Genomic DNA, 14,616 nt, shown 5'->3' on the forward strand with positions numbered 1-14,616 from the left:
TACATCTGAACTAAAATTGTCTATGGTTTAAACAGCCATTTGCTAAATCGATTCTATGATTTGGCTGTACCTTTATAAATCGGGGAATCGAAATGCTATGAAGAAAGCGACCTTATTACAATTTTTCCACTGGTATTATCCGGATGGGGGCAAATTGTGGCCAGAAGCTACGGAGCGAGCTCCGGAACTGGCAGAGTTGGGAATTACAGCCGTATGGTTGCCTCCGCCTTATAAGGGCGCTTCGGGTGGCTACTCGGTCGGCTATGATAGTTATGACCTGTTCGATTTAGGTGAGTTTGAACAAAAGGGCAGCCGGGCAACCAAATATGGCGATAAAGAAGGGCTACTTAAAGCCGTTAATACACTGAAAGAGAATGGTCTGGAAGTGTATCTGGATGTGGTGTTAAACCATAAGATCGGCGCTGATGAAACTGAACAGATAAAAGTTTCCCGGGTTGACCCTGACGATCGGAACATTATCTCTGATGACGTCATTGAGGCGAAGGCTTATACCCGATTTACATTTCCCGGTAGAAAAAATACTTATTCAGAATATGTATGGGACTTCCACAGTTTTAACGGCGTGGACTACCTTGACGAGCCCAGAGAAGAAGGGATCTTCAAAATCGTTAATGATTATACTGACGATGGATGGGTCGATGAAGTCGACAGTGAAAATGGCAACTATGACTATCTGATGGGAGCCAATATTGAGTTCCGTAATCCAGCGGTCATGGAGGAGCTTAAACGCTGGGTTACCTGGTTGATGGACACGGTTCCCAGCGATGGTTTTCGCTTAGATGCGGTTAAACACATTCCGGCATGGTTTTTTAAGCAATGGCTCGATCATGCCCGAGGTACGGTTCAGCGCGATTTATTTACTGTGGCGGAGTATTGGTCTCACGATCTGGCTACGTTACAGAATTATCTGGAATTGGTTGACGATAAACTGATGCTGTTTGATGCGCCATTGCATCTTAATTTTCATCATGCATCGCAACAGGGTAAAGCGTTCGACCTCAGTAAAATTTTTGCCGATACATTAACAGCAGTGGATGCAACACATTCTGTCACTTTGGTTGCCAACCATGATACCCAGCCGTTACAAGCGTTAGAAACGCCGGTTGAACCCTGGTTTAAGCCATTAGCCTATTCGTTGATTTTATTACGAGAGCAGGGCGTTCCTTGTATTTTCTATCCCGATCTGTTTGGTGCCAGCTACCGTGATAAGGGGCATGACGGAAAAATGTGTCGGGTAGAGATGCCGGCCATTCGTGAGCTTCCTTTGTTGATTCGCGCCCGTCAACGCTTTGCTAATGGTCAGCAGACAGATTATTTTGATTCTCCGAACTGTATTGCATTTGTTCGGGAGGGAACGGCGGAAGAACCGGGTTGTGTTGTCGTGTTGTCGAATGATGCGGAAAACAGCAAGTTAATAGAACTGGGTGAGGAATTAGCCAATAAGCAGTATCGCGATTATCTCGGTATTCGTCAGGATACGGTAGTAACTGATGAGCAGGGGAAAGGCGTATTTCCAGTTAATGCCAGCAGCGTTAGCGTTTGGGTATTAGAAGAGTTTATGGAAGAAAATTAAAGCTATCCGCCTGATTACGTATAAAGCAGGCGGATTAACTTTACTAAAGCATCGATTAGTTGCTGTTGTACAGATCCCGGTATAGCGTACTCTCAAAGTTTGCCAGCGTAGCTTTGCGGCCAGAACGATCTTGCGGTGACATGGCATAACTGGAAAGGAATTGAACAAAAGCGACTTTTTCGCCACTGGCTGTTGTCATAAATCCGGCCAGATTATAAACGCCCTGCAATGCCCCTGTTTTAGCTGATACTTTGCCTTCTAAACCCGCCTCTTTAAAACCGCTGCGTGCGCGTAAGGTTCCATCCTGACCTGCGGTAGGCAACATAGATATAAAATCCAATTGGCTATCGTTGCGGGCAATGTACTGTAGAACTTGCATCATGGTGTCAGCAGAAATCAGATTATGGCGCGATAAGCCAGAACCGTCGGCAATCACCGTATTACCAATATCGATTCCCGCTTGCTGACGCAATACTAACCGAACTGCGCTGGAGCCAGAACGCCAGGTTCCCGGCAAGTCGTATTGTTTATTACCCATAGTGCGGAAAACCGTATCAGCAATCATATTGTCTGAACTTTTCAACATCACTTTTAACAGGTCATGCAGAGGAGCAGACTGATTTTGGGCTAATACTTTACCTGAGCCAGTGCGAGTGGTTTGGTAGCGAATGGCGTTACCAATTTGGATACCTGCCTGTCTCAGCTCATTTTTCACAATTTGAGCCGCATATTCATTACCATCCTGAACGGCGAATGACAAAGTAATCGGCTTATCTTGCTGAGTCAGACAGCCTGTCAGGGTATAACGCAGGTTTTCACCGGCGGTAACATCAAATTCACAGAAACGAGCATTAGGAGAGTTTCTTGAATAAGAACGCACCTGACTGCTGACCTGAACCGGGAAGTAAGATGCAACCTGTACTGAAGCTATGCCACCTTCCTGTTTAGCGGTTTGTAATGCGACAGAAAAACAGTTTTTATCAATAATAGCGGCTGATGGTGGCGCACTGAAACACTGGGTCATATCATTCCACGACCATCCGGGGGCTTTGTCATGGCTGGCAAATACTGAGGTGTCGATTACCAGACTACCGGATACCTGGCGAATTCCTTGCTGCTTAAGAGATTGAATCATTGCGCGTACTTGCTGACTTTTCAGCGTAGGATCGCCACTAAAACGAACAATTAAATCACCATTCAATGTGCCATTACTGACTGAACCAGAGCCTTCAATAGTCGTTGTGAAACGATAATCAGCACCCAACTGTAACAGTGCCGCCAGTGCTGTGACGACTTTTTGGGTACTGGCCGGTAATGTCAGCTGTTTGTCCTGATAATCGATAGATGGTGTTGATGCACCAACCTTCTGTACCATCAATGAAAGATTGGCACCTTCAGGTAAGAGTTGAGTGTATTGTTCTATTTGAGTGGCTTGTGCACCAGTAATAACCAGTGAACAGGCAATTCCGCTGAAAACTTTCAATAAGCGCATAGTGAAAAATGACCTGCTTTTCTGCATAAAAAAATGATTACCCAACGCAGTTTGATATCAATAAATCAGTGATACGCTCAGGCAAACGTCCGTTTAAAGAGTAGTGTACCATTATTTGAGCGGCTAATTTATACCCTTGTTGTTATCACGACTTTATCGAATGCCAGCGGAAGAATAAAAGTAAACGATGACCCCAATGCAACTCTAAGGTAAAATGGCATTTATCTATGACATCTCGTTTGGTCTGGCGAAGTTATACCGGACCGGGCGTTTTTTGCTTATAAAAGCAGTGGGAGTCACCGACTGCTATAGGTTGATTATTATATAAATCACTGATTATTTGAGCGTGACAAGTGATTTGAGAGGGATATAAGAGTATGCGACAAATTCCAATGACGTTACTGGGTGCAGAAAGGCTGCGCGAAGAGCTCGAATACTTAAAAGGTGTACGTCGACCAAAAATTATTGCTGATATTGCTGAGGCAAGAGCCCACGGCGACCTGAAAGAGAACGCAGAATACCATGCAGCACGTGAGCAGCAAGGTTTCTGTGAAGGGCGAATTCAGGAGATTGAAGCTAAACTGTCTAATGCACAAGTCATTGATATTACCAAGATGCCTTATACCGGCCGGGTGATTTTTGGTGCGACAGTTAAAGTGATGAATCTGGAAACAGAAGAAGAGGTTGTTTATCGGATTGTTGGTGATGATGAGGCTGATTTTAAACAAAATCTGATCTCAATTAACTCGCCGATGGCTCGTGGTCTGATTGGTAAAGAAGCCGATGATGTTGTTGTGATTAAAGCACCCGGTGGTGATATCGAATTTGAAATTCTGAACGTCGAATACCTTTAGTCACCAACCGAATTTATACCGGTTGTTATTTGACCGAGTGTAAAGAAATGAAAAAAGGCGACAATTATCACCTTTTTTCATCAAACTTAACGTGGCAGGCTGATTTTTTTGTCTTTACTGGCTCGATAGAGCACTAAAACACTACCAATCACCTGCACATTGTTAGCGCCAGTTTCACGAGCGATCGCGTCTGCAATCAATTGTTTAGTTTCACGATCTTCTGTTGATATCTTTACTTTGATGAGTTCATGATGCTCTAAAGCATGCTCAACTTCAGCGAGAACGCCTTCAGTGAGACCGCTTGCACCTACCATGACAACCGGCTTTAACGGGTGCGCTAGGCCTTTAAGGTGCTGTTTTTGCTTGTTAGATAGATTCATTTTCTTTACGTCAGTTTGGGGTTGGGGGTTGAAAACGGTGTATTCTACCGCCATCTGATAGTTATCACCAAGGTTTGGTGTAAAACCTGATATTAAGTTATGGTTGGAATACCACATGGGTAATAAAAAGCGTTCGGCCAGCTCAACGCGCTGGTTACAAGAACACTTTAACGACAAATATGTACAACAGGCGCAGAAAAAGGGGCTACGTTCCCGCGCATGGTTTAAACTAGATGAAATACAGCAAGCAGACAAACTGTTTAAACCGGGTATGACGGTCGTTGATTTAGGTGCAGCTCCTGGTGGCTGGTCGCAATATGTTGTGACACAGATTGGTAACATAGGTAGAGTAATTGCGTGTGATATTTTACCGATGGATCCAATTGCCGGAGTCGATTTCCTTCAGGGCGACTTTCGTGATGAGATGGTGCTAAAGGCTTTGCTTGAGCGCGTCGGTGACAGTAAAGTTCAGGTAGTTATGTCTGATATGGCGCCAAATATGAGCGGTACTCCTGCCGTTGATATTCCCCGGGCGATGTATCTGGTTGAATTGGCGTTAGACATGTGTAAAGACGTGCTAGCACCAGGTGGAAGTTTTGTGGTTAAGGTCTTTCAGGGGGATGGATTTGATGAGTATTTACGAGAAATCCGGGCCCTGTTTAAAACAGTGAAGATCCGTAAGCCCGATGCTTCACGGTCTCGTTCACGTGAAGTATACATTGTAGCGACTGGGCGCAAACTATAGTACCCTAACGCGTATTGTTAACACCATTGTAATATGAGGTTAATTCCTTGAGTGATATGGCAAAGAACCTAATTCTCTGGTTAGTCATCGCCGTTGTGCTGATGACCGTATTTCAGAGCTTCGGGCCTAGTGAGTCGGGTGGACGCCGAATTGATTATTCGACGTTCATGACGCAGGTTAGTAATAATCAGGTCAGCGAAGCTCGGATAAGTGGACGTGAAATTCAGTATAAAACGCAGCCAGATAACGCGTCTCATACAACATACATGCCAACAGAAGATCCTCTGCTGCTGAGTCTTCTGCTGAAAAATAATGTTAAAACCGTTGGTGAACCACCGGAGCAACCAGGATTCCTGCAACAGGTATTTATTTCCTGGTTCCCAATGCTGCTGTTGATTGGCGTATGGATCTTCTTTATGCGTCAGATGCAAGGCGGTGGTGGTAAAGGTGCGATGTCCTTTGGTAAGAGCAAGGCGCGCATGCTAACGGAAGAGCAAATTAAAACCACTTTCGCTGATGTCGCAGGTTGTGATGAAGCGAAAGAAGATGTCAGCGAGTTAGTGGAATTCCTGAGAGATCCGAGCCGTTTCCAGAAGCTGGGTGGTAAGATTCCAAAAGGTATTCTGATGGTAGGGCCTCCGGGTACCGGTAAAACCTTATTGGCAAAAGCGATTGCCGGTGAGGCGAAAGTGCCATTCTTTACTATCTCGGGTTCTGACTTCGTAGAAATGTTTGTTGGTGTGGGTGCTTCTCGTGTTCGTGACATGTTCGAACAGGCGAAGAAAGCTGCACCTTGTATTATCTTCATCGATGAGATCGATGCGGTAGGTCGTCAGCGTGGCGCTGGTTTAGGTGGTGGTCACGATGAACGTGAACAAACGCTGAACCAAATGCTGGTTGAGATGGATGGTTTTGAAGGCAACGAAGGCGTTATCGTCATTGCTGCAACCAACCGTCCGGATGTTCTTGACCCTGCGTTACTGCGTCCGGGCCGTTTTGACCGTCAGGTTGTTGTTGGTCTGCCAGATGTTCGTGGTCGTGCACAAATTCTGAAGGTGCATATGCGCCGCGTACCGGTATCTCCGGATGTGGATGAGTCTGTAATCGCTCGTGGTACTCCGGGCTTCTCTGGTGCAGATTTGGCTAACCTGGTTAACGAAGCTGCTCTGTTCGCTGCACGTACTAATAAACGTGTGGTATCGATGGTTGAGTTTGAAAAAGCCAAAGATAAGATCATGATGGGTGCTGAGCGTCGTTCTTTAGTGATGACCGAAGAGCAGAAAGAGTCTACGGCATACCATGAAGCAGGACATGCGATTATTGGTCGCTTAGTACCGGAACACGATCCCGTGCATAAAGTTACCATTATCCCTCGCGGTCGTGCGCTGGGCGTGACGTTCTTCTTACCGGAAGGCGATGCTATCAGTGAGAACCGTCAGAAGCTGGAAAGCCGTATATCAACACTCTATGGCGGTCGTTTAGCTGAAGAACTGATTTATGGGCCGGCAAAAGTGTCTACCGGCGCTTCTAACGATATTAAAGTTGCTACCTCGATCGCCCGTAACATGGTGACTCAGTGGGGCTTCTCTGAAAAATTAGGGCCTCTGTTGTATGCAGAAGAAGAGGGCGAGGTTTTCTTAGGTCGTTCAGTATCGAAAACCAAACATATGTCTGATGAAACTGCACGTATTATCGACCAGGAAGTTAAGCTGCTGATTGAACGTAACTATCAGCGTGCCAGAGAAATCCTGGAAGCCAATATGGACATTATGCATGCGATGAAAGATGCGTTGATGAAGTACGAAACCATCGATGCTCCGCAAATTGATGATTTGATGGCTCGTCGTGAAGTTCGCGCTCCAGCGGGTTGGGATGATGCACAGAGCGGTGGAACTAAGCCACCGGCCAGCAATACTCAACCACCGGTAACGCCAGAAGAAAAGCCAGCGTCACCGGAATTCAGCAAGACTGATGAACCAAGTGACAAACCAGCGGTTTAATTTGTACAAATAAATGATAACGGCTTCCAAACGGGAGCCGTTTTTTTATCTCAAAAATATTAATCCGGGATGTAACATCCTTTTTGATGTGTGCTATTGTCAGGTGCTTTTACAGTGGTCTAAACACACCTTTGGCTGCCACGGTGCTATTCAAGGGATGATTTTGATTTTATGGAGTGAAATTATAACGATGAAGATGTTTCGATTAATGGCAGCTGTATTGTTGGCTGGTTGCAATTTACTTAGTGTGGCTCAGGCTGCAGAACGTATTCCTGGCACTTCAGTTTCTATTGAACCACCGGCTGGTTTTTCATTATCCAAACAGTTTACCGGGTATATGAATGAAACAGCAGGCGCATCTATTATGGTTAATGAAATGCCTGCCCCTTTGGAAGAGATTAAACATGCATTTATCCCCGATTTGATGAAAACAGAAGGCGTTCGCCTGCTGGGAACTGAAGAAGCCACTAGCCATGAAGGTAAAGTATGGTTATATAAAATTGGCCAGACAGCCAATAATCAACAGTTCAATAAATGGATATTACTTCAGGGAGACAGCAAGCGTTCACTGATGTTAGTGGGTACTTATCCTGCAGCGGAAGAGGCTAAACTGGGTGATGCTATTAAGCGTTCATTGATTAGTATGGATCTTGCAAAGGAAGAAGAAGGCAAACTGAATCTGGATGCGCTGGGCTACTCGGTTCAGGAGTCCGATAATCTTAAGATTATTCGCCGGGTTAATAATATGCTGATATTAAGCCTGTCTGGCGATGCGGCTCCTGCAGCCGCTGGGGTTCAACCAATGATGGTCATTGCTTCATCGTATAGCAAAGTAGCGATTGGCGATTTGGTGGCTTTCAGTGAAAAGCATATGATGAATACGGCTTCTCTGATAGAAATTGCCGTGCAGAAAGAGAGTATTAAATCCGTCGATATAAACGGTCATCATGGCGTTGAGTTATTGGCTAATGCAGAGAATGCAAAGAATCACGAACCAATGAAGGTCTATCAGCTGATTGTGGAATCTGATGGCACTTACTACGTGATTAAAGGCCTTGTTAAGGCTGAACAAAGTGAACAATACTTGCCAGAGTTCAGAAAGATTGCTGAGAGCTTAAAAATTACCGGTTAACTATTTTCATTTCTTAAGGCAGGGAATTTGAACGGAATGTTCATCCCTGCCTCTGTTCTGGTATATTCTGATCGTCTTATTAAATTTGTAAGTATCTACTCACTTATCTTCGAGTAGGTATCCGCACGATAGTCATGTCTTATCAAGTCTTAAGGAATTCATCATGAAGTTAGAAAGTAGGGGATTAACGTTAGATCTCAATTACCCTCAGGTGATGGGAATTCTCAACGTAACGCCTGACTCCTTTTCTGACGGAGGTCGTTACCGCCAGATAGAAAATGCCCTGCGCCATGCCAATGAGATGATTCAGGCTGGGGCAACCATTATTGATATTGGTGGTGAGTCGACTCGCCCCGGAGCAGACGAAGTTCCAACGGATGAAGAACTTGAGCGGGTTATTCCGGTTGCGGAAGCTATAGCAAAAAATTTTGAAGTATGGGTATCTGTAGATACTTATAAGCCCGAAGTTATGAGAGAATCTCACCGGGTCGGCGTTCATCTGATTAATGACATCCGGGCGCTACAAGAACCGGGGGCGTTAGAAGTTGCCATTGAGTCCGGGCTGCCCGTATGCCTGATGCATATGCAGGGGATGCCCAGAACCATGCAACATGAACCGCAATATACCAATGTAGTGTCTGAAGTTGATGACTTTTTTACTGAGCACATTACCCGCTGTGTTAACGCCGGTATGGACAGAGAGAAGATATTGCTCGACCCGGGGTTCGGTTTTGGCAAGAATTTGAGGCACAATTACCAGTTATTGGCTCATCTGTCAGATTTTCACCATTTTGGCCTTCCTCTTCTGGTTGGAATGTCGAGAAAATCGATGGTTGGGCAATTATTAAATGTTCCTCCCGATCAGCGGGTTATTGGCAGCATAGCCTGTGCAACAATCGCCGCGATGCAGGGGGCACAAATTATTCGTGTTCACGACGTAAAAGAAACCGCTGAAGCAATGCGAATTGTTGAAGCAACACTTTCTGCTAAGGAATAGAGATAACATGAGCGGCGATCGTAAGTATTTTGGTACAGATGGTATTCGGGGCAAAGTGGGCGATCATCCAATTACGCCTGAGTTTGTGCTTAAGCTAGGTTGGGCAGCTGGTAAAGTTTTAGCTCGCCACGGTTCGCGTAAAATAATTATCGGTAAAGATACGCGTATTTCTGGCTATATGCTGGAGTCAGCTCTGGAGGCTGGTTTGGCCGCTGCGGGGCTTTCTGCTTCGTTTACTGGCCCAATGCCAACACCGGCAGTTGCTTATCTGACCCGAACCTTCCGTGCGGAAGCTGGTATTGTTATTTCAGCTTCTCATAATCCTTATTACGATAACGGTATCAAGTTCTTCTCTATTGACGGTACAAAACTGCCGGATGAAGTTGAAGAAGCCATTGAAGCCGAAATGGAAAAACCACTGACTTGTGTTGAGTCTGCTGAACTGGGTAAAGCCAGCCGTATTAATGATGCTGCCGGTCGTTACATTGAGTTTTGCAAAGGTGGTTTTCCAAGCGAACTTAGCCTGAGTGAACTGAAGATTGTGGTCGATTGTGCAAATGGCGCAACTTATCACATCGCACCGAGCGTGCTGCGTGAGCTGGGTGCTAATGTCATTACTATCGGTTGCGATCCCGATGGTATGAACATTAACGAAAAATGCGGCGCAACGGATGTCCGTCTGCTGCAAGAGCGTGTTGTGGCTGAAAAGGCGCACTTGGGTATTGCGTTCGATGGCGACGGCGATCGGGTAATTATGGTTGACCATCAGGGCAATAAAGTCGATGGCGATCAGATTATGTATATCATCGCTCGTGAATCTTTACGTCAGGGCCAGCTTAAAGGTGGTGCTGTTGGCACGCTGATGAGCAATATTGGTTTGGAGCTGGCGTTAAAGCAACTGGGCATTCCATTTACCAGAGCGAAAGTGGGCGACCGCTATGTGCTGGAAAAAATGCTGGAGCTTGGCTGGACTATTGGCGCTGAAAATTCAGGTCACGTTATTCTGTTAGACAAGACAACCACCGGAGACGGCATCGTTGCCGCATTGCAGGTACTGGCAGCCATGGTGCGCAATCACATGTCTCTGCATGATTTATGTAGCGGTATGAAGCTGTTACCTCAGGTGTTGGTTAACGTGCGTTTTGCCGGACAACACGATCCGCTGGCTAATGAAACAGTAATGAATGTAACTGCTGAAGTAGAAAAAGAGCTGGAAGGTCGTGGCCGGGTATTGTTACGTAAATCAGGAACTGAGCCATTAATTCGCGTGATGGTAGAAGGCGAGAACGATGAAGAAGTTCTGAGATTGGCTAACCGTATTGCGGATGCAGTAAAAGCTGCAGGCTAATTTGTTTTTTAGATACTGAGTTGATGTAAAGGGCGGAAATACTTCCGCCCTTTGTTTAACTATAAACGGGCCGTTGTAAGCAAGGACGCCACATACCCATGTATAAGCTAATCAATAAAGCATTCATCATTTTTTTAGGCTTAATCCTTGTTGGATCACTGCTTATATATGGATTGTATAGCGGTTATATCAGATTTAATTATCCATCGCTTACTGAGTATCCGGTTCAGGGGATTGATGTATCCCATCATCAGAATGAAATTAGCTGGCAACAGTTAGATAAGGAAAGAGTGCGTTTTGTTTTTATCAAAGCAACGGAAGGTGGTGACTTTAAAGACAAGTCTTTCACCTCCAACTGGCAACATGCTGGTGAACAAGGATTTGTGGTGGGAGCCTATCATTTTTTTACCTTTTGCAGATCCGGGGAAGAGCAGGCGATCAATTTTATTGAAACCGTACCAAAGGTAGCGAATATGCTACCTCCGGTAATTGATTTGGAATATGGCGGTAATTGCCAGTTAACCACGGGAAAAGAGCAAGTATTGGCGGAAATAGCCGTACTTATTGAACGGCTTGACGTTTTTTATCAAAAAAAGCCCATTTTGTATGTGACTCAAGAGTTCTTTGACGACTTTCTGGTCGGAAGATTTGAGCAAAATCCACTTTGGATTAGAAACATATATCGTCGTCCGGCCTTAAAAGATCAGCGTTCCTGATTGTTCTGGCAATATGCGAATCGGGGGCGTTTAGACGGAATTGAAACTGTTGTCGATCTCAACACGTTTAATGGAACTGAAGAGGAGTTTGAGACACTCATTAAGAATTAATTCTAAATTAATTTACATCATTTATAGTCATTGTAAGAAACTATTTTCCAATGGTAGAATCCAGCGCAACGGAATTACAGTAACAACCGCAGGATAGCCATGATGACAGCGCGTTTTTTTACCCTCTCTTTTTTTACAGCGATAGTCGCATTTATCCTCTCTCCTTTTTCATACGCTTTGACCTCTTATAACAGTTTAACCACAAAAGAGAATGCTATTTTCTCTGCAAATTTGGTATTAACTGAGAATGCCAGCCACTCTATATTTCCCCCTGATTATCGGGTAAAAAAACTGGAAGAAGTTACTCACCAAAATGGTGAGTGGGTAAGTACCAGCTGGATTGATTACGATATTTCAGGCAATCTGGCCGCTTTTGAACGACACGAAAAAAATCGACGTGGTGAATCAGTGACTAAGATCTATAAGAACAAAGAAGGCCACTGGATAAAGTGTATTAAGTGGTTGATGGATGGTAAGGAGTCGGATGTAGGTAAAGTCATTGTCCGCTATTTGAGTGACCGCCAGGGGCGAATTGTTCGCAGCGAATTAATGAATAGCGAATGGATTCGTGAGTATGTTTATAACGAGAATGCTCAATTGAGCGAGGTGGTTGAAAAACAAAAAGCCGGATATGAGAGTGCTAAAAAATATACGGTTAAAAAGTATTATTACAACTCAAAGGGCTTTTTAGCTCGCCGCGACTTCAAAACCAGTCGAAATAATTTTGTTTCCACCTACTACTTTGATTATAACGATAAAGATATGTTACAACGCATTGTCGGTGAGGCCATTGCTTATTCAACGCAAAAGCGTCGGGCTGAAAAGTACTACACCTATTTCGATAGAAACTACAATTGGCTGCAAGCGGAGTGGGGTACTGAGGATAATAAATTCATCCAGAACCGCACGATAGTATACTACTGAGTATCAGAATTATTGTTGCTGTCAGGGCTCAGACCAAAAACCTGAGAAGTTTGATATAAACAGGCAAGATATTGTCATTCAGGGCAATATCACTTAACAAACTGATACGAATACTCGATCTGGTGTTGGTTTTTTCTGCAAATACGCGTTGACTGTGAAAATGCACTTGCACCTCTTTCTGGCTTTAGTTAGTATTCACACCCGCTCCGGTCGGGTATAATAACTGACATCATTCAACATGAATTACTCCGATAACGGGTTAAAGCTTTAGCACGGGATTATCCCGCAAGGATAAAGGCAAGAATATGTACGAAGCGCTTCTTATTATTTTCCTGTTGGTAGCCATCGGTCTGATTGGCCTGATCATGCTGCAACAAGGTAAAGGTGCTGATATGGGTGCCTCTTTTGGTGCTGGTGCATCTGCGACTTTATTTGGTTCCGGCGGTTCAGGTAATTTCATGACCCGAACCACAGCAATTTTAGCTGCGCTGTTCTTTGTTATCAGCCTGGCGCTGGGTAACCTGAGCACACATCAGGACAAAAAAGTCGGTGAGTGGGATGACCTGAGCACTCCGGTAAAAACTGAGCCAGCCAAACCAGCTCCTCAGACCCCAAGCAGCGACATCCCTCGTTAAGGGATAAAGAGTATCAGTGGCAGGATTACCCTGCCATTAGCAGAGCAATGTAGTGCCGAGGTGGTGGAATTGGTAGACACGCTACCTTGAGGTGGTAGTGCCCGATTGGGCTTACGGGTTCAAGTCCCGTCCTCGGTACCAATATTAAATCAATGGACGTCAACTGACGTCCATTTTTGTATCTAAAACCCGCGTAGTTACTGGCTTTTCCCGCATCCTCTACTCTCCCCAGGTCAATACAATTCAACCCACATCAACATGCTTGTGAGTATACAAATGAGTATATAAGCTAGCACTATGACGTTTTATATACTCACGGCAAGTATAGAAGGACATGACTATGGCCCTGACAGACACCAAAGTCCGAGCGGCAAAGCCGCAGGAGAAGGAGTACACGCTTACTGATGGCGACGGCATGTTTATGCTAGTTCATCCAAAAGGTTCTAAATACTGGAGGATGCGCTTTCGATTTGCTGGTAAACAGCACCTGATGGCATTGGGCGTTTACCCTGAAGTTTCTCTCGCTGATGCTCGTCAAAAACGTGATGAAGCTAGGAAGCTGATCGCGGCGGGTATTGACCCTCGTGTACATAAAAAGGAAGAGCAGGAAAAGCAACTGGATGAAACCAGAACCTTTGAAGCGGTTGCCAGAGCTTGGCACGCAGAAAACAAGAAATGGTCAGAGTTGCATAGTGAACGCATTCTGAAAGGACTTGAAGAACATCTTTTCCCCACACTCGGTAAGGTCCACATTGCCGATCTCAAAACCAAAGACCTTCTTATACCCATCAAGGCCGTTGAGCGTTCTGGGCGGCTGGAAGTCGCTATGCGCTTAAAGCAGCGTACCACTGCCATCATGACTTACGCCGTGCAGAATGGAATGATTGACTACAATCCGGCGCAGGATATGGCAGGCGCGATCCTGGCAGGTAAGGTTGAACATCGTCCTGCATTACCGCTTAATCGCCTCTCAGAGCTTCTGAAACGAGTTGATGAATATAAGGGCAGGGAGTTTACCAAATGGGCTATCAGGCTTAATTTGCTGCTTTTTATTCGTTCCAGTGAAATGCGCTTTGGCCGCTGGCCGGAAGTCGATTTTGAAACAGCGATGTGGACGATTCCACCCGTGCGTGAACCTATTCCCGGCGTTAAGTTTTCTGAGCGTGGTGCGAAGATGCATACTCCGCATCTGGTTCCGCTGAGCCGCCAGGCTTTGGAGCTGTTCAGGAACGTGCAGAGCGTTAGCGGTCAGTGCGAACTGATCTTCATTGGCGATCACTCTGCTAAAAAGCCAATGAGTGAGGGGACGGTTAATAAAGCACTGCAAAACATGGGCTACGACACGAAGACGGAGATCTGCTGTCATGGTTTTCGCACAATGGCCTGTAGTTCACTGATTGAGTCGGGATTATGGTCAAGAGATGCAGTAGAACGTCAGATGAGCCATCAGGAGCGTAACGGTGTACGCGCAGCGTATATTCATAAGGCCGAGTTTATCGACGAACGCAGACTGATGCTGCAATGGTGGGCGGATTTTCTTGATGCTAACCGGGAGGAAACAATTAGCCCGTTTGATTATGCAAAACTTAATAACCCCATGCTGACCAGATAACACGTACTGCTGCATGTTAGCCCCATAACCCTGTAGATTAAACATGAGCTATTACATAAAGAAGGCATCCGTACTT

The 14,616-nt window shown here is 45.2% G+C and carries 13 protein-coding genes and 1 tRNA gene; 12 read left to right on the forward strand and 2 right to left on the reverse strand.

Features of this window, described 5'->3' with window-relative positions; genetic code table 11:
- Window positions 1-97 precede the first annotated feature (97 nt).
- Window positions 98-1,594 (forward strand): alpha-amylase, encoded by a 1,497-nt coding sequence (amyA, locus tag I2494_RS10970; RefSeq protein WP_218466964.1) that lies wholly within the window; start codon window positions 98-100, stop codon window positions 1,592-1,594.
- Between the two features lie 55 nt (window positions 1,595-1,649).
- Here amyA and dacB read toward each other — a convergent pair whose 3' ends face one another.
- The gene (gene dacB / locus I2494_RS10975) at window positions 1,650-3,086 is read right to left on the reverse strand and encodes a serine-type D-Ala-D-Ala carboxypeptidase (RefSeq protein ID WP_218466963.1); all 1,437 of its coding nucleotides are present in this window, start codon (window positions 3,084-3,086) and stop codon (window positions 1,650-1,652) included.
- A 377-nt stretch (window positions 3,087-3,463) separates the two neighbouring features.
- On the opposite strand from dacB, the gene greA reads away from it, so the two are divergent.
- A complete protein-coding gene (gene greA / locus I2494_RS10980) occupies window positions 3,464-3,940 on the forward strand; it encodes a transcription elongation factor GreA (protein WP_130590257.1) in 477 nt (158 codons plus the stop codon).
- An 86-nt stretch (window positions 3,941-4,026) separates the two neighbouring features.
- On the opposite strand, the gene yhbY is transcribed toward greA, so the two are convergent.
- Window positions 4,027-4,320, reverse strand: coding sequence for a ribosome assembly RNA-binding protein YhbY (gene yhbY, locus I2494_RS10985; protein ID WP_130590258.1), 294 nt, complete (start codon window positions 4,318-4,320; stop codon window positions 4,027-4,029).
- Between the two features lie 115 nt (window positions 4,321-4,435).
- Here yhbY and rlmE point away from each other — a divergent pair, with 115 nt between their 5' ends.
- The 10 genes from rlmE (at window position 4,436) to I2494_RS11035 (ending at window position 14,540) form a co-directional block, all read left to right on the forward strand.
- Window positions 4,436-5,065 (forward strand): 23S rRNA (uridine(2552)-2'-O)-methyltransferase RlmE, encoded by a 630-nt coding sequence (gene rlmE, locus I2494_RS10990; protein ID WP_130590259.1) that lies wholly within the window; start codon window positions 4,436-4,438, stop codon window positions 5,063-5,065.
- Between the two features lie 47 nt (window positions 5,066-5,112).
- Window positions 5,113-7,065, forward strand: a complete 1,953-nt coding sequence (gene ftsH / locus I2494_RS10995; RefSeq protein ID WP_168189577.1) for an ATP-dependent zinc metalloprotease FtsH — start codon at window positions 5,113-5,115, stop codon at window positions 7,063-7,065.
- A 190-nt stretch (window positions 7,066-7,255) separates the two neighbouring features.
- Window positions 7,256-8,197 carry a hypothetical protein gene (locus I2494_RS11000; RefSeq protein ID WP_218466962.1) on the forward strand — a complete coding sequence of 314 codons (942 nt, stop codon included), beginning with the start codon at window positions 7,256-7,258 and terminating at the stop codon, window positions 8,195-8,197.
- Between the two features lie 163 nt (window positions 8,198-8,360).
- The gene (folP, locus tag I2494_RS11005; RefSeq protein ID WP_218466961.1) at window positions 8,361-9,194 is read left to right on the forward strand and encodes a dihydropteroate synthase; all 834 of its coding nucleotides are present in this window, start codon (window positions 8,361-8,363) and stop codon (window positions 9,192-9,194) included.
- A 7-nt stretch (window positions 9,195-9,201) separates the two neighbouring features.
- Entirely contained in the window at window positions 9,202-10,542 is a 1,341-nt protein-coding gene (gene glmM, locus I2494_RS11010; protein WP_130590263.1) for a phosphoglucosamine mutase, read from the forward strand.
- A 98-nt stretch (window positions 10,543-10,640) separates the two neighbouring features.
- On the forward strand, window positions 10,641-11,258 hold the full coding sequence (locus I2494_RS11015; protein ID WP_218466960.1) for a GH25 family lysozyme: 618 nt from the start codon (window positions 10,641-10,643) through the stop codon (window positions 11,256-11,258).
- A gap of 213 nt (window positions 11,259-11,471) precedes the next feature.
- Complete coding sequence (locus I2494_RS11020) at window positions 11,472-12,293, forward strand: hypothetical protein (RefSeq protein WP_228350923.1); 822 nt, start codon at window positions 11,472-11,474, stop codon at window positions 12,291-12,293.
- Window positions 12,294-12,598: 305 nt separating this feature from the next.
- Complete coding sequence (gene secG, locus I2494_RS11025) at window positions 12,599-12,928, forward strand: preprotein translocase subunit SecG (protein ID WP_218466958.1); 330 nt, start codon at window positions 12,599-12,601, stop codon at window positions 12,926-12,928.
- 54 nt (window positions 12,929-12,982) lie between these two features.
- Window positions 12,983-13,069 (forward strand) — tRNA-Leu (locus I2494_RS11030).
- A gap of 199 nt (window positions 13,070-13,268) precedes the next feature.
- The gene (locus I2494_RS11035) at window positions 13,269-14,540 is read left to right on the forward strand and encodes a tyrosine-type recombinase/integrase (RefSeq protein WP_218466957.1); all 1,272 of its coding nucleotides are present in this window, start codon (window positions 13,269-13,271) and stop codon (window positions 14,538-14,540) included.
- The last annotated feature ends 76 nt before the right edge of the window (window positions 14,541-14,616 follow it).

Origin of the sequence: Limnobaculum allomyrinae (assembly GCF_016649425.1) — a bacterium.
Lineage (GTDB): Bacteria > Pseudomonadota > Gammaproteobacteria > Enterobacterales > Enterobacteriaceae > Limnobaculum > Limnobaculum allomyrinae.